This is a genomic window from Polaromonas aquatica, from assembly GCF_042659145.1.
Classification (GTDB): Bacteria; Pseudomonadota; Gammaproteobacteria; order Burkholderiales; family Burkholderiaceae_C; genus Polaromonas; species Polaromonas aquatica.
Genome location: NZ_JBHSRS010000018.1, coordinates 521,918 through 537,414 on the forward strand (window position 1 = coordinate 521,918; position 15,497 = coordinate 537,414).

Below are 15,497 nucleotides of genomic sequence, written 5' to 3' on the forward strand. Positions count from 1 at the left end.
GAAACCGCGCCACCTTGCGGTCATGCCGCCTCAGCCGTGGCGCCGCCGCATTATTCTTTCAATGGCTTCAAACACAGCCTCGCTGACCAGGGCCAGCGCCGCAGCCGGCAAGGCGCCCGCCATCAGCAGCGCGCGGTCATTGAGCGCCAGCCCGGTCACGATGCGTTCGCCGTAACCGCCGGCGCCTATGAAGGCCGCGATGGTCGCCGTGCCTATCGCAATCGTGGTGGCGGTCCGTACACCCGCCAGCACAGTCGGCAGCGCGAGCGGCAATTGCACCAGCCACAGGGCCTGGCCCTTCGTCATGCCAAGCGCAGTAGCCGCCTGGCACAGCCCCTGCGGCACCTCGCTCAGGCCAGTGACGGTGTTGCGCATGATGGGCAACAGGGCATACAGCGTCAGCGCGATCAGGGCCGGCAAGGTTCCTATGGCGCCCATCAGTGAAATAAGCATGGCCAGCAAAGCCAGTGAAGGCACGGTCTGCAGCAGGCCGGCAAGCCCCAGCACCGCCGCGCGCAACCGCACATGCGGGAACACCAGGATCGCCAGCGGGACCGCAAACAGCAAGGCCAGGCCAACCGCGGCGCCAACCAGCACAAGATGCTGGCGCGTCAACCGCGCGAGGTCAGGCCCGAACAGCTTGGCCGTGAAGCCGCGCTGCGCCATAGCCGCCATACCAGCCGTGCCGCCCGCCAGGAAGTCGCGCGCAATGGCCTCAAACCCCTCACCCTGCAACTCGGCGCGGGCATTCATGGCGACCATGGTCTGCTCGTTTATGCGGCCCTCCAGCCGCTGCATGGCGGCCCACGCCTGTGCAAAGCGCAGCGGCACATCCAGCCGGTAAAGCAGCACCGCGTCGTAACGCGGAAAGTACTGGCCGTCATCCTTCAGCACCCGCAGGCCCAGGCTGTCGATTTTGGCGTCGGTGGTATAGATGTCGATGACGTCAACCTGCCGGGCACCAATGGCGTCGTAAGCCAGCCCATGGTCCAGCCCGACCGGCGATTGCGGCAGGCGGTAGCGTGCGGCCAAACCCTTCCAGCCGTCGGCGCGCCCGATGAACTCGTTGGACAGGCCCAGCCTGAGACCCGGATGTTTCGCCAGGTCAGCCAGGCTGGCTATGCCCAGACTGTCGGCGCGGTCCGCGCGCATGGCCAGCGCATAGCCGTCATTGAATCCAAAAGGCACGGCAATCCCCAGCCCGAGCGGCGCCAGCGCGGCGTTCATGGCCTCGCGCGTCATGGGCTTGTCGCTCTTGAGGATTTCCCGCGCAATGGTGCCTGTGTATTCGGCATACAGGTCTATGCTGCCTGCGCGCAGCGCCTCGTAAACAATGGCGGTATTGCCCAGCCCGCGCTGCACCACAGGCGGCGTGCTGGTGTGCGGGGCAGCGGTTTGCGCCAGCACCTCGGCCAGGATGTAGGACTCAGTAAACCGCTTGGAGCCAATGCGCAGCACATCTTCTGCGGCATGGGAAAGCCCCATGCCTGACAACAGCGCAAGCAGCGCCAGCGCCCGGAGCCAGCGGGCACGGCACATGCGGGCAGTCGCTATGAATTGAATAGCTGACTGCGCTTGCTGCATGGTGGTTACAAGCCTGAATGGCTATTTTTCCATGGCTGCTGCGCCATGGCTTCGCCCAGCCGGACGGCGCCGCCCGGTGCCCAGTCGGTGTTAAAGCCCAGCGGCCCCCTGGGGAACAGCATGACCACCGTGGAGCCGAGCAGGAAACGGCCCATCTCTTCGCCTTGCCTGAGCCGGATCGCAGAGGTCGGCTCATCCGGGTAGTGCCATTCGCGTACGTCTTTGCCGCGCGGCGGATTGACCACGCCATGCCAGACAGTGGCCATGCTGCCGACGATGGTGGCGCCCACAAGAATCAGCACAAAAGGGCCGCGTGCCGATTCAAAAACACAGACGACCCGTTCGTTGCGTGCGAACAGGCCGGGCACGCCACGCGCCGTCACCGGGTTAACCGAAAACAGGTCGCCAGGCACATAAATCATGCGCGTCAGGCGCCCGTCGCATGGCATGTGGATTCGGTGGTAATCACGCGGGCTCAGGTACAGGGTGGCAAAGCTGCCGTCCCGGAACTGCGCGGCCAGCGCCGCATCGCCGCCCACCACGGCCGTGGTCGAGTAGCTGTGGCCCTTGGCCTGGAAAATCTGGTCGCGTTCAATCGCGCCGAACTGGCTGATCGCACCATCTACCGGACAGACCAGGTCCGCCGCCGCCAGGGGCCGCGCGCCCGGTTTGAGTGCACGTGTGAAAAAGTCATTGAAGCTGCGGTAGCTGGCGATGTCCGAATCCAGCGCCTCGTCCATATTGACCTGGTACTTCGCAACAAAACGCCGGATGATTTCGGTCGTCACCCAGCCGCGCTCGCGCGACGCGACCCAGCCTGCAAATGCGGTCAACGCCTGCTTGGGGAAAAGATATTGGGGCAAAACTGCCAGGCGGTCAGACACGGGTTGGGTCTCTATTCGTTGTTGTTTTTCGGGGGTGGCTGATTCTATCGGTGCAAAAAACCGGAACGTCAACGCGACTTCAACCAGCCCAGGCCGGCAGACGTGGCACCCGCCTGGTCGCCGCGCAGCGGTTTGTACTCGCCGCCAATCCAGCCCGTGTAGTTGAGTTCTTCAAGCACGGAAAAGAGGTAGGAGTAGTTAAGCTCGCCCACATCCGGCTCGTTGCGGCCCGGCGAGCCGGCAACCTGTATGTGCCCGACATGGCCAGTCGGGATGTACTTGCGCAGCTTCATGGCCACGTCGCCCTCCACAACCTGGCAGTGGTAAAGGTCCATCTGCACCTTCAGGTTGGCCGCTCCGACTTCACGAATGATTTCATGCGCGTGGTCCTGCCGGTTCAAAAAGAAACGCGGGATATCACGCGTGTTGATCGGTTCAATCAAAATCTCCACGCCCGCCCCGGCGGCCTGCGCTGCGGCATGGCCCAGGTTGGCGATGTAGGTGGGCTGAACGGTTTCACGGTCTACCCCCCCGGGCACCACACCGGCCATGACATGGATACGCGGGCAGGACAAGGCCTGGGCGTACTGCAGCGCGACCGCAAAGCCGGCACGAAACTCGGCTTCGCGGCCCGGCAGGCAGGCCGTGCCTTTCTGGCCGGAAGCCCAGGCGCTATCAATGCCGGCGGCATCAGAACCACCAGGCGGCGCATTCAGCAGCACCAGCGACAGGCCATGGGCCTTCAGGCGTGCAGCCAGTTCCGTAGCCGGCCAGGCATAGGGCGAGAGGATTTCGACGGCGGTGAAGCCGTCCCGGGCCGCCGCCTCGAACCTGTCGTCAAAGGGCAGCTCGGCATACATCCAGCTAAGGTTGGCAGCAAACTGAAGCATGTGTCAAAAATCAGGTCTTGTCACCGGCCTCTTCAGGCGGCGGCACACTTTTGCATTCCCAGAAAATACGCGCCGTACAGGTCCTGCAGATTTGCGGATCGAGTTTCGGGAATATGGTGGCGATGGCCGTGCGTTTGTCGGGGAACTGGTGCTCAGGCCCCAGCAGGCGCGTAAAACCCGTGGTCTCCCACATCCTGAGCACTTCCGGCCTGGGCCTGTGAAAGTAGAGATTTCCGCCCATGGCGCGGCGAGCAGTGAGTTCGGCCTCCCACAACTCGGCACCCGCCAGGTCAATGAAGTTCATGCTCTTGCCCATCACCAGCAAATGTTTTTGCGGCTGGGGCGCATGGCGCAAGGCATGCAGGGTGTCGGCCACATGCTGGGTCGCGCCAAAATACACCTCGCCCTCCATACGCAGCAGCTTGAGCTGTGGACACTCTTGCAGCGGCGTCGCGGCATCGGCCAGCACCACAAATTGCCGGTCCGGCGAGTTGCTGTCAAACCCCATGGTGCGCATTGCCGGTTTGGAGGTGCGGTAGAGAAACGACATCAGCGACAGCAGCGTGCCAAGCAGGATGGCCATTTCCAGCCTGATGGTGACGGTCGCCACCATGGTCGCCAGCGCCACCGCAAACTCGGTGCGGCTGAGCCTGAACAGCTGGCGCCAGCGGGTCAGGTCCAACAGGGCCACGGCCACCAGCATCAGCAGCGCGGCCAGCGCCGCCATGGGAATTTGCGCCAGCAGGGACGAACTGACCGCCACCAGGCCCAGCAGCAGCAGGGCCGCAAACACCGCCGCCAGCGGCGTGCGTGCACCGGCCTGCAGGTTGGGCATGGAACGGTTCATGGAGCCGCAGGACACGTAGCAGGAGAAAAATCCGCCGACGATATTTGACAGGCCCTGGCCGCGAAACTCGCGGTTGGCATCGATACGCTGGCCGGAACGCGCAGCCACCGCCTTGGCAATCGAGATCGCCTGGCCCAGGGCCACGATAGTCAGCGCAAAGGCCAGGCCCAGCAAATCCGGCACCGAAGCCCAGCTGATGTGCGGCACCTCGAAACGCGGCCAGGGCGTGGCAATTTTGCCCACCGTGCGCAAGGCCATGGCCGGCGTGACCGGCTCGGGCGCCATGACCTGGAACCAGAAGGCGGCCAGCGCCGTTGACACCACCAGCCCCACTAGCATGAAGGGCCAGCCTGGCCGCAGCCGGCGCACAGCAAACGCCACTGCCGCCGTGATCGCCGCCACCGCCAGCGCCGCCGGTTGTGCATGGACCAGTTGCGAGCCCACATGCGCCAGCACCGCTGCGGCACCATGTTCTGCAGCGGGCGCCAGCCCCAGCAAATCCGGCAGGGCATACACAGCAATCAGCAGCGCGGCCCCTGAGGTAAAACCGAACAAGGCCGCCGGGGATATAAAGTTGGCTAGGCTGCCCAGGCGCAAGGTGCCTATCAGCCACTGCATGATGCCGACCATGACCGTGACCGCCAGTGCCAGCTGGATATAGGCCGGGCTGAAGGCCACGGCCAGCGGTGACAACATGGCAAACAGGGCCAGCGAGTTGGCATTGGTCGGCCCCGACATGACATGCCAGCTGGAGCCAAACAGCGCCGCAATGATGCACGGCACGACGGCGGTGTAAAGCCCGTATTCAGGCGGCAGTCCGGCCAGCGTGGCAAACGCAATGCCCTGCGGCAAAACCAGCACGGCGCCCAGCAAACCGGCCATGGCATCGACGCGCAGCGTACTTCGTGTGACGGTTCGGGTCCAGCTGCCGAACAGGCGTTCCAACAGGCCGGGGGAGCTACTTTTTTCCAGTTGTCCTTGCATGGGCTTGAGCATAACTTGGGTCGGCGGCGCGTCGCATCGCTCAGGCCAGGCCGAGCAGGCGCAAGGACAGTCCTATCCCCGCCGAAGCCGCGATGACGGGGATCACACCCCACTTGAGGCGCCACAGCGCCAGGGCGGCGGCCAGCACCAATGCCAGCGCAATCCAGTCGGGTTGTGCATCAAACAGCCCCTTGCCCCCTGCCGGCCAAGCGACAACAGCTATAAAAAACAGAGCAAGATTGGCAATCACACCAACCACGGCGGCAGTCACGGCGGCCAGCGGTGCGGTGAGTTTCAGGTTTCCACGCGTGGACTCGACCCAGGGCCCGCCGGCCAGGATAAAAATAAACGAGGGTAAAAACGTGAACCAGGTCGCCACGCAGGCGGCCAGCGCCGCACCCAGGAATAGCGCGTCCGGGCCCAGCACCTGTTTGGCCCAGCCACCCACAAAACCGACAAAGGCCACCACCATGATGAGCGGGCCGGGCGTGGTTTCCCCCAACGCCAGGCCATCCATCATTTGCGCCGTGCTGAGCCACTGGTAATGCTCAACCGCCGCCTGGGTGACATAAGGCAAGACGGCGTAGGCACCGCCAAAGGTCAGCATCGCCGCCTTGGTGAAAAACCAGCCGATTTGTGTCAAGGTGCCGTTCCAGCCATGACTGGCGAGCAGCGCGGCCATGGGCAGTAGCCAGAGCGCGGCGCCCACAGCCAGCACTTTCAGCAGCCGTGACCGGCTGAACAGGGCATGGGCTGGTGTAGGGGTGTCGTCGTCAATCAAGGCTGCGTCATGGGCGCCCTTGACCGTCGTTGCATGACCACTACCCCCGGCCAGCGCGCCGGGCGCCAGCCGTGCCAGCACCGCCCCGACCAGCATGGCGCTCAGCACCACCAACGGAAAAGGCAGCTTCAAGGCCCAGATTGCTACAAAACTCATAGCTGCTATCACCCAGGGGACGGGGACCAACAGCGGATTTCCCAATGATTTGCTGGCAATGCGGTGCAGCGCATGCAACACAATCGCCGCCACCGCCGGTTTGATGCCGTAAAAAATGCCGGCCACCAGCGGCTGCTGGCCAAACGCCATGTAAATCCAGCTCAGCGCAATCAGCAGCACCAGTGAGGGCAATACAAATAAAGCGCCGGCCACCACACCGCCCCGGGTGCGGTGCATCAACCAGCCGAGGTAAGTGGCGAGTTGCTGCGCCTCGGGGCCGGGCAGGACCATGCAGAAATTGAGCGCGTGTAAAAAGCGTTTTTCAGACACCCAGCGGCGGCGTTCGACCAGCTCACGGTGCATGATGGCAATCTGCCCGGCCGGGCCGCCAAAGCTGATAAAACCCAGCTGCAGCCAGAAGCGGAAAGCTTCGCCAAAAGAAATGGCTCTGGGCGCGTCGGGAACGCTCGGGCTGTCAGGCGCCCGCCGCGTCATGCTGCGCCGGTTCGCTGGAACTTGAACACCGCACGGCTGGCGCGTGCATTGGGCCAGAAGCGGATCTCCCGGCCGTCCTGCAAACCAAACTGGTCCAGGATTTCCAGCCGGTTTTGCAGGGCCAGGGCCTCGAAGTCCTGCAAGGTGCCGACACGGATATTGGGCGTGTCGTACCACTGGTAGGGCAGCACCTTGGTCACAGGCATACGGCCGCGCAACACCGCCAGGCGGTTCGGCCAGTGGCCGAAGTTGGGGAAGGCGACGATGCCGATGCGGCCCACACGCGCAGTTTCGCGCAGCATGACTTCTGCATTGCGCAAATGCTGCAAGGTGTCGATCTGCAGCACCACATCAAACGAGCGGTCGCCAAATACCGCCAAGCCTTCGTCAAGGTTGAGCTGTATCACATTGACACCACGCGCCACGCAGGCCTGCACATTGGCGTCGTTGATCTCGACGCCATAACCCGAACAGCCGCGCTCTTTTATCAGGTGCGCGAGGAGTTCACCTGTGCCGCAGCCCAGGTCCAGCACACGAGCGCCATGCGGCACCAACCTGGCAATCGAGAGCAGGTCCGGCGAAGCTTGCACGACAGGATCGACGATCGGATTCATGCCGCCACCTTGGCGTTGAAGTAGGAGCGCACCACGCCCAGATAACGCTCATCGTCGAGCAGGAACGCGTCGTGGCCATGCGGCGCGTCAATTTCTGCGTAACTCAGGTCGCGCTGGTTATCCAGCAGGGCCTTGACGATTTCACGGCTGCGCGCCGGTGAAAAGCGCCAGTCGGTGGTAAAGCTCACCAGCAGGAATTTGGCGCTGGCCCTGGCCAGCGCCGCGCTCAGGTCGCCGCCGAACGGGCTGGCCGGGTCAAAATAATCCAGCGCACGCGTGATCAGCAAATAGGTATTGGCATCAAAGTATTCGCTGAACTTGTCGCCCTGGTAGCGCAGGTAGCTTTCAATCTGGAACTCGACTTCCTGGGTGGAAAACCGGTAACCGGTTTCGTGGATGGCCGAGATTTCACGAAGCTGGCGGCCGAACTTCTCGTTCATCACGTCGTCACTCAAATACGTGATGTGGCCAATCATGCGGGCAATGCGCAGGCCGCGTTTTGGCAGCACACCGTGACGGCCATAATGCCCGCCGTGAAAGTCCGGGTCGGTCACGATGGCGCGGCGTGCGACTTCGTTAAACGCGATGTTTTCGGCCGTCAGGTTGGGCGCGCTGGCCACCACCACGGCGTGGCGCACGCGGTCCGGGTATTGCAAGGTCCAGCTCAGCGCCTGCATGCCGCCCAGGCTGCCGCCCATCACGGCGGCCAGGGTCTGGATGCCCAGCGCATCGAGCAGGCAGGCCTGCGCGTCAACCCAGTCCTGCACCGTCACCACGGGGAAATCTGCGCCGTAGATTTCATTAGTGTCCGGATTCACCTGCATGGGGCCGGTGGAGCCAAAACACGAACCCAGGTTGTTCACGCCTATGACAAAAAACCGGTCCGTGTCCACCGGCTTGCCGGGGCCTATCATGGTGTCCCACCAGCCTTCGGATTTGTCCACCACTTCACCGCTGGCGTCCAGGTAGACGCCGGCCACATGGTGCGAGGCATTGAGCGCGTGGCAGATCAGCACCGCGTTGGATTTGTCGGCATTGAGCGTGCCGTAGGTCTCGTAACTGAGGTCGTAGGCACGAATCGATGCGCCGCTTTGCAAGGGCAAAACGTCTGCAAAGTGCATGGACTGTGGCGTGGCGATCAACATGGCTGGAACATCTGAAAACAAAAAAACCCGGCATCGCACTAAAGGCGAGGCCGGGTTGGCTGGCGTCTTTAGCTGAACTTATTAAGCGCCCGCAAGCTGTAGCAAATCGGCGCAATGGCAGTATATCAACCCGGGAGGCCCAGGCTCGACAGGCTCCTAGCCCAGCAAGGCAAATAGCCCCAGGCAGAGAAAGACCAGTGCCGAAACGATGTGCACTACACGCAAGGGCACCAGGCGCGTGACGCGCTCGCCGAGCCAGACCACGGGCGCGTTGGCCAGCATCATGCCCAGCGTGGTGCCGGCCACCACCGCGAAGTAGGCCTCATAGCGCGCGGCCAGCATGACGGTGGCAATCTGGGTCTTGTCACCCATTTCGGCCAGGAAGAACATCAGCACCGTGGTGCCGAAAACGCCAAAACGTGAGGACTGCCTGTCTGCCTCGTCGTCAAGCTTGTCCGGGATCAGCATCCACACCGCCATGGCGATAAAAGAGGCGCCCAGGATCCAGCGCAGGGCTTGCGGGCTGAGCTGTGTTGTCACCCAGGCCCCCAAAGCGCCGGCCATGGCATGGTTGGCGATGGTGGCGACGAAGATGCCGAGGACTATGGGCCAGGGTTTGCGAAAGCGCGCAGCCAGCAGCAGCGCGAGAAGTTGCGTCTTGTCGCCCATTTCGGCGAGGGCGACGATGCCTGTGGAGACGAGGAAAGCTTCCATTGAATGAATAGACTCCGGCCGGTACAAAACCCATGACTGCACGACATCCCCGGCCTGAAACGGAGGCGGTGCAGTCAAAGGTCTCGCCAAGTCTGGAACCGCTTGCGCCATGCCGGCTTTGTTGCAAAGCCCTGCAAGTCTGTTGACGCAAGCCCCTCTCTCAAATAAATGGAAGGGCGGCTACTCCCCAATGACAGCCTGCATTGTAAGCGTTGCGGTCAGAACCCCTGATTTAAGGATGGATGCCCGTTCTGCACACTTGCGGCGCATTTCTTGCTTGTATTTGGTGCGCTTCTGAGGTTTACCTGAAATGCGCACCACAAAACTACATTTCATCCAACGAGGAACTTATGGAAGCACTAAAACAGGGCTCTGATGCGCTGTTCATTCTGCTGGGCGGCATCATGGTGCTGGCCATGCATGCGGGTTTTGCCTTTCTGGAACTGGGCACGGTCCGCAAAAAGAACCAGGTCAATGCGCTGGTCAAGATACTGGTGGATTTCTCAGTCTCTACCGTGGCCTATTTCGCGGTGGGCTATGGGGTGGCTTATGGCACCCATTTTTTTGTAGGCGCCGAACAGCTGGCCGCCAAAAACGGTTATGAACTCGTCAGGTTTTTCTTTTTGCTGACCTTTGCAGCCGCCATTCCGGCCATTATTTCGGGCGGCATTGCCGAACGCGCGCGTTTTTACCCGCAACTGATCGCAACGGCGGTGATCGTCGGTTTTGTCTACCCATTCTTCGAGGGCATCGCCTGGAACCATCATTTTGGCGTGCAGGCCTGGATCAAGTCGCTCACGGGCGCGGAATTCCATGACTTTGCGGGCTCCATCGTGGTTCATGCCGTAGGCGGCTGGCTGGCCCTGCCGGCCGTGATCCTGCTGGGCGCACGCAGCAACCGCTACCGCAAGGATGGCGCGGTGCTCGCGCACCCGCCGTCCAACATCCCTTTCCTGGCGCTGGGCGCCTGGATCCTGACGGTAGGCTGGTTCGGGTTCAACGTGATGAGCGCGCAAACCATAGACAAGATCTCCGGCCTGGTCGCCGTCAACTCGCTGATGGCGATGGTCGGCGGCACATTGGCTGCGCTGGTGTTTGGCAAAAACGATCCCGGCTTTGTGCACAACGGCCCTCTGGCCGGGCTGGTGGCCGTATGCGCGGGCTCGGACCTGATGCATCCGCTGGGCGCACTGGTGACAGGTGCCGTGGCTGGCGGCGTGTTTGTCATGATGTTCACCCTGACACAAAACAAATGGAAGATCGATGACGTCCTCGGCGTCTGGCCCCTGCATGGCCTGTGTGGCCTGTGGGGTGGCATTGCTGCAGGCATTTTCGGCAGCAAGGCATTCGGCGGCCTGGGCGGCGTGCACCTGGGCGCGCAGCTGATAGGCAGCTTCATGGGGGTTGCCTGGGCACTGCTGGCAAGTTTTGTTGTTTATGGCGCGCTCAAGGCCAGCATGGGCCTGCGCCTGAGCCAGGAAGAGGAATTTGAGGGCGCGGACATTTCCATACACCGCATTGGCGCCACGCCTGACCGCGAGGTCAACTGGTAGCCACTCCGGTTTGCTATTGATTTAATAGCTTGCTGCGCGCACAAACCGGCGGCCGTGGGCACTTTTGACTCATAAACAGGCGGCCGCAAGGCCGGCCCGCAAATATTTGGGCGCCATCTACCGCTATTGCGCACAAGCTGCCGGGCTCCGGCTAGACTGCCAGACATGGCCTCCTTTGAAGAGCAGCTCGTCGAGCACCGGACCTACCTGATGCGTTTTGCACGCCTGCAGCTGCGCAATGACGCCTGGGCCGAAGACGCGGTATCGGAGACGCTGCTGGCGGCATTGTCAAAGCCGCAAACCTTTGGCAACCGATCCCAGCTCAAGACCTGGCTGGTCGGCATCCTCAAACACAAGGTCGTCGACCTGATACGCAGCAATACCCGCGAAATGTCGGCAACCGATCCCGACACCGAGCGCGAAGGCGACGAGCTGGACCGGCTGGCCTTTCAGGCCGATGGCCATTTTGTCAGCCAGCCCAACGACTGGGGCGACCCGCATCAGACCTTGCAGCAAAGCCAGTTTTTCCAGGTGCTGGACGCCTGCATGGAACGCCTGCCGCCCGCCCTGGGCCGGCTTTTCCTGATGCGGGAATGGCTCGAATTGTCGTCCCAGGAGATCTGTAAGGAATTGGCCCTGACGCCGACCAACCTCTATGTCCAGCTGCACCGGGCCCGCTTGCGCCTGCAGGAGTGCATGAATATCCACTGGTTTGGCAAGCAGGGGACCTGACTCTTTTTCCATTGACGTGAAACCGAAAATCACCATCCTCAGACGCACCTGCCGCGAGGCCGCCGCACTGCTTATCGCGCGGGAAGACCGTGCGCTCAGCCTGCCTGACAACATCGCCCTCAGGCTTCACCTGCTGGCCTGCCTGGCCTGCCCGAAATTCGAAAATCAGGTCTTGACCCTGCGCGCAGCCATGGGCCGGTGGCGAAATTACACCAGCCAGGATGGCGAAAAAAACGAATACTAATTGACTACTTGACTTATAGGTACTTACGATAGTTGCCTGTTTTTTCAGTATCTAGCGCATAATATGGGGGTGTGAATGTCCGCATTCACACACGTTAGGTGATCGGTCAGTTTCGCGCGCTACAGCGGTACGTATAAGATTTGTTGTGCTTTCGGGACCCCATCGCTTTTGTTTTTGTGTTTTAGAGGAGTCCCTTCATGGGCAACAAACTATACGTCGGCAATCTGCCGTACTCGGTTCGCGACGAAGATCTGCAGCAATCTTTTGGCCAGTTCGGCGCTGTCACCAGCGCTAAAGTCATGATGGAACGCGACACCGGTCGCTCCAAGGGTTTTGGCTTTGTCGAAATGGGCAGCGATGCCGAAGCGCAAGCAGCAATTAACGGCATGAACGGCCAGCCTCTGGGTGGCCGCAGTGTTGTCGTGAATGAAGCTCGCCCGATGGAAGCACGTCCCCCACGCACGGGCGGCGGCTTTGGCGGCGGTGGTGGCGGCTACGGTGGTGGCGGCGGCGGTGGTGGTTACGGCGGTGGTGGCGGTCGTTCCGGCGGCGGCAGCGACGGCGGTTTCCGTAGCCCATACGGCGGCGGCGGTAGCGGCGGTGGCCGTTCCGGCGGCGGTGGTGGTGGACGCGGCGGCTACTAAGCCCTCAAACCCCAGGCCCCTTCAGCTGCAAGGCTGAAGACAAGCTCACAAAAGGCTTCAAGACCCAGGTTTTGAAGCCTTTTTGCATTGCAGCCCGCTAAACACGGGCGCAACCAGCTCCTTTTTTTATAGCAGCCGACAAGATCAGCCGGCTTGCTGGCGTTTCTTGCGCGCCCGGCCTGACAGCGCCTTGTCAAACACGGCGTTGGGCAGCAGGCGCAGCAGCTTGGCCACCACACCCATCTGCCACGGAATGACGCTGTAGCTGCTTCCTGCCGTGATCGCCGCAAAGGCCTTGTCGGCAAAGGCTTCCGGCTTCATGAGAAAAGGCATGGAATAGCTGTTTTGCTGCGTCAGTGGCGTGTCTATGTAGCCGGGGCAAATCGTGACGACCTGCACGCCGGCACTTTTGAGTTCTCCGCGCAGGCTCTCGCAGTAAGCGATGACAGCGGCCTTGCTGGCACAGTAAGCGCCATGCCCGGGCAGGCCGCGTATGCCGGCCACGCTGCCTATGCCCACCAGCGTGCCGGAGCCGCGCCGTGTCATCGCGTTGATAAAGGGATGGAAGGTTGCCGCCACGCCGATGTTGTTGGTGGCAAAGGTCTGCCGCATCACGTCCAGGTCTTCGCGCATGCCGGTATCCATGCCTATGCTGATGCCGGCATTGGCGACCACCACATCGGGCACGCCCTGGGCCGCCATGCAGGCTTGCCCCGCGGCCACGATGCTGTCGGTATCGGAAACATCAGCGCTATATATTTGATAGCTCGATGCGCCCAGGGAATTTGCCTCGGCCCATGACTGAAGTTCTGCGGTACGGCGGGCTACAAGCGCCAGCCGATAGCCTGCCTGGAAAAACCGCAATGCCAGTGCCTGGCCTATGCCGCTCGATGCGCCGGTGATCAATACAAGTCTGGACACGCTGGCTCCTGGGGAATTCAAGCTTACCGGGGCGGCACCACAGTCCGGGGAACAATCAGGCCCTTCACGCGGCCTTTCAGGTCTGCGATGCCGGTGATGTTGTCGTAGGCAAACGTGTCGCCGGTGAACTGGTCGCCACCGCGTATCAACACCACGGGTTTGTGGGATTTGACGCGCTCGTCATTGACATAGGTATGCAAGAACTCGCCCTGGAACTCCATGCGCGGCAAGGCCCGGCCGTCCGCGTCCGTGGTGGCCTCGCGCACCACCCGCGCATCGCCCAGCAGTTGCACTTCCGAACCGTCGCCGTTGGCCAAAGCCATCTTGCTGGTAGATGTGATCAGGCGGCCTTCGGCGCTGATGCTGCGCATGCGCGGCTGGTCAATTTCAAGTGTGTCGGTGTCGGCGTAGTGGCGCGCTTCTATGCCGTAAATTTCGCTCTTGAGCAGGCCGTTTTCGTCGTAGGTCTTGATGGTGAAGTTGCGCATGAAGTAGTCCACCTCATGCCTGGCTTCCTTGGCGGCTTCAGGTGCACTGAAGACCGGCGAGTTGCGCACCAGCCAGTAGGTGCCCAGCGCCAGCACACCCATCAGCAACACCGGCAGGTAGATGGAAATATGGTCCCACAGCCGCAGCACCCGCGCCCAGGGCCCACGCAAGGCATGCAGCAGCGGTTTTGCCGGCAGTGTTGCCGTTGTCATTCGGCGTATGCCTGCAACAGTGCGGCATAACGGCCGCTGGCCACCAGCAGCAGGTCGCAAAATGCCCGCGCTGCACCATGCCCTCCGGTTTCCGCCGTGACGTGGTGCGCAAGGGCTTTCAGCTCGGCATGGGCGTTGGCGGGCGCGCAGCTGAAAGCCGCACGCCGCATCACGGGCAGGTCGGGCCAGTCATCGCCCATGGCCGCGACCTGCGACCAGTCCAGCCCAAGTTCCTTGAGCGTGATTTCAGCAGCGGGGCGTTTGTCTTCGGTGCCAAAGTGCGCATGGGCGACACCCAGCGCCTTCAGCCTGGCACGCAATGCAAGGCTGTCGCGACCTGTGATTACCGCCGGCGTGATGCCGGCTTTTTGCAGCAGTTTCAGGCCATGGCCGTCGAGTGTGTTGAAGCGCTTGAGCGTCTCGCCATGCTCGGACATGTAAAGACCGCCATCGGTCAACACGCCATCGATATCAAAAAATGCGACTTTGACACCTTGCGCCCTGAGCAGCAGCTCGGGAGCGAAATTCAGGGCCGGGGTCAGGGCGGGCAGCGAAACACTCATGGTGGCGGATCTAGCGCTCATATGACTTTGGCACGCATCAGGTCGTTTAAATTGAGTGCGCCGCACAACACGCCGGCCTCGTCCACCACCAGTACGCTGGTGATGCGGTGTTGCTCCATCAACGCCACCGCCTCCACGGCCAGTGCGCTAGCCCGCAGGGTGCGCGGGTTGGCGTGCATCACCTCGCCGGCCTTGCTGTTGCGCAGGTCGGTCCCTTTTTCAACCAGGCGGCGCAAGTCGCCATCGGTGAAGATGCCCAGCACATGCCGCCGGTCATCGACCACGGCGGACGCGCCCAGGCCCTTGCTGCTCATCTCACGCATCAATTCGCTGAAGCTGCTGTCCGGACTCACCTGCGGAACCTGCTCGCCGCTGCGCATGACATCGCTGACATGCGTGAGCAGCCTGCGACCCAGCGCGCCGCCGGGGTGCGAGCGGGCGAAGTCTTCTTCCCTGAAACCACGCGCATCCAGCAGGGCCACCGCCAGCGCATCTCCCATCGCCAGCTGCGCCGTGGTGCTGGCCGTGGGCGCCAGGTTCAGCGGGCAGGCCTCCTGCGCCACGCTGCTGTCAAGCGTGACGCGCGCCTGCCTGGCCAGCGCGGATTGCATGCCACCGGTGATCGCCACCAGCGGCACGCCCTGGCGGATCAGCACGGGCAGGACCTCGGTGAGCTCGGCGGTCTCGCCGCTGTTGGAAATCGCCAGCACCACGTCTGCCGCCGTGACCATGCCCAGGTCGCCATGGCTGGCCTCGGCTGGATGTACAAACATCGCGGGTGTTCCGGTCGATGCCAGCGTGGCCGCGATCTTGCGTCCGATATGGCCGCTTTTGCCCATGCCCATCACGACCACGCGGCCGCGGCAGGCGAGCATGAGCTGCACAGCCTGCGCAAACTCCGGCCCGACGCGGCCGGCAAGGCCCAGCACGGCGGCGGCTTCTATCTCAAAGGTCTTGCGGGCAAGGGCCTGCGCCTGCTCGGCATCAAAGGGGACGGCGTCAAAACTCATCACCGCATTCTATAGAGCCGCTGCTACCATCAAAG

The 15,497-nt window shown here is 62.4% G+C and carries 16 protein-coding genes and 1 riboswitch; of the genes, 4 read left to right on the top strand and 12 right to left on the bottom strand.

Annotation, left to right across the window (positions count from 1 at the left end; translation table 11 throughout):
• Positions 1 to 30: 30 nt before the first annotated feature.
• The 8 genes from ACFQND_RS10925 to ACFQND_RS10960 form a co-directional block, all read right to left on the bottom strand.
• Positions 31 to 1,539, bottom strand: coding sequence for a glycine betaine ABC transporter substrate-binding protein (locus ACFQND_RS10925; protein WP_371437392.1), 1,509 nt, complete (start codon positions 1,537 to 1,539; stop codon positions 31 to 33).
• Positions 1,540 to 1,589: 50 nt separating this feature from the next.
• Entirely contained in the window at positions 1,590 to 2,468 is an 879-nt protein-coding gene (asd, locus tag ACFQND_RS10930) for an archaetidylserine decarboxylase (RefSeq protein ID WP_371437351.1), read from the bottom strand.
• Positions 2,469 to 2,536: 68 nt separating this feature from the next.
• Positions 2,537 to 3,358 carry a 2-oxo-tetronate isomerase gene (gene otnI / locus ACFQND_RS10935; protein WP_371437352.1) on the bottom strand — a complete coding sequence of 274 codons (822 nt, stop codon included), beginning with the start codon at positions 3,356 to 3,358 and terminating at the stop codon, positions 2,537 to 2,539.
• A 10-nt stretch (positions 3,359 to 3,368) separates the two neighbouring features.
• Positions 3,369 to 5,201 (bottom strand): SulP family inorganic anion transporter, encoded by a 1,833-nt coding sequence (locus ACFQND_RS10940; RefSeq protein ID WP_377413413.1) that lies wholly within the window; start codon positions 5,199 to 5,201, stop codon positions 3,369 to 3,371.
• A 28-nt stretch (positions 5,202 to 5,229) separates the two neighbouring features.
• Positions 5,230 to 6,621, bottom strand: a complete 1,392-nt coding sequence (chrA, locus tag ACFQND_RS10945; protein ID WP_371437354.1) for a chromate efflux transporter — start codon at positions 6,619 to 6,621, stop codon at positions 5,230 to 5,232.
• Positions 6,618 to 7,235: a methionine biosynthesis protein MetW gene (metW, locus tag ACFQND_RS10950; RefSeq protein WP_371437355.1), complete on the bottom strand. Its 618-nt coding sequence runs from the start codon at positions 7,233 to 7,235 to the stop codon at positions 6,618 to 6,620. Before metW ends, chrA begins: the two co-directional genes overlap by 4 nt.
• The gene (gene metX / locus ACFQND_RS10955; protein ID WP_371437356.1) at positions 7,232 to 8,380 is read right to left on the bottom strand and encodes a homoserine O-succinyltransferase MetX; all 1,149 of its coding nucleotides are present in this window, start codon (positions 8,378 to 8,380) and stop codon (positions 7,232 to 7,234) included. The genes metW and metX overlap by 4 nt, the downstream gene beginning before the upstream one ends.
• A 156-nt stretch (positions 8,381 to 8,536) precedes the next feature.
• On the bottom strand, positions 8,537 to 9,094 hold the full coding sequence (locus tag ACFQND_RS10960) for a TMEM165/GDT1 family protein (RefSeq protein WP_371437357.1): 558 nt from the start codon (positions 9,092 to 9,094) through the stop codon (positions 8,537 to 8,539).
• 9 nt (positions 9,095 to 9,103) lie between these two features.
• A riboswitch (yybP-ykoY riboswitch) is annotated at positions 9,104 to 9,295 on the bottom strand.
• Positions 9,296 to 9,444: 149 nt separating this feature from the next.
• On the opposite strand from ACFQND_RS10960, the gene ACFQND_RS10965 reads away from it, so the two are divergent.
• From ACFQND_RS10965 to ACFQND_RS10980, 4 genes are all read left to right on the top strand, one after another.
• On the top strand, positions 9,445 to 10,647 hold the full coding sequence (locus ACFQND_RS10965; RefSeq protein WP_371437358.1) for an ammonium transporter: 1,203 nt from the start codon (positions 9,445 to 9,447) through the stop codon (positions 10,645 to 10,647).
• 165 nt (positions 10,648 to 10,812) lie between these two features.
• Positions 10,813 to 11,379, top strand: coding sequence for a sigma-70 family RNA polymerase sigma factor (locus tag ACFQND_RS10970; RefSeq protein ID WP_371437359.1), 567 nt, complete (start codon positions 10,813 to 10,815; stop codon positions 11,377 to 11,379).
• 16 nt (positions 11,380 to 11,395) lie between these two features.
• On the top strand, positions 11,396 to 11,623 hold the full coding sequence (locus ACFQND_RS10975) for a zf-HC2 domain-containing protein (RefSeq protein WP_371437360.1): 228 nt from the start codon (positions 11,396 to 11,398) through the stop codon (positions 11,621 to 11,623).
• Positions 11,624 to 11,820: 197 nt separating this feature from the next.
• Positions 11,821 to 12,267: an RNA recognition motif domain-containing protein gene (locus ACFQND_RS10980; protein WP_371437361.1), complete on the top strand. Its 447-nt coding sequence runs from the start codon at positions 11,821 to 11,823 to the stop codon at positions 12,265 to 12,267.
• 144 nt (positions 12,268 to 12,411) lie between these two features.
• Here the strand turns inward: ACFQND_RS10980 and ACFQND_RS10985 are convergent, their stop codons facing one another.
• From ACFQND_RS10985 to ACFQND_RS11000, 4 genes are read right to left on the bottom strand one after another with little or no spacing between them, the layout of a single operon-like run.
• The gene (locus tag ACFQND_RS10985) at positions 12,412 to 13,188 is read right to left on the bottom strand and encodes an SDR family oxidoreductase (RefSeq protein WP_371437362.1); all 777 of its coding nucleotides are present in this window, start codon (positions 13,186 to 13,188) and stop codon (positions 12,412 to 12,414) included.
• Between the two features lie 23 nt (positions 13,189 to 13,211).
• Complete coding sequence (gene lptC, locus ACFQND_RS10990) at positions 13,212 to 13,889, bottom strand: LPS export ABC transporter periplasmic protein LptC (RefSeq protein ID WP_371437363.1); 678 nt, start codon at positions 13,887 to 13,889, stop codon at positions 13,212 to 13,214.
• Entirely contained in the window at positions 13,886 to 14,473 is a 588-nt protein-coding gene (locus tag ACFQND_RS10995) for a KdsC family phosphatase (protein WP_371437364.1), read from the bottom strand. The genes lptC and ACFQND_RS10995 overlap by 4 nt, the downstream gene beginning before the upstream one ends.
• A complete protein-coding gene (locus tag ACFQND_RS11000; RefSeq protein WP_371437365.1) occupies positions 14,470 to 15,462 on the bottom strand; it encodes a KpsF/GutQ family sugar-phosphate isomerase in 993 nt (330 codons plus the stop codon). Before ACFQND_RS11000 ends, ACFQND_RS10995 begins: the two co-directional genes overlap by 4 nt.
• Positions 15,463 to 15,497 lie beyond the last annotated feature (35 nt).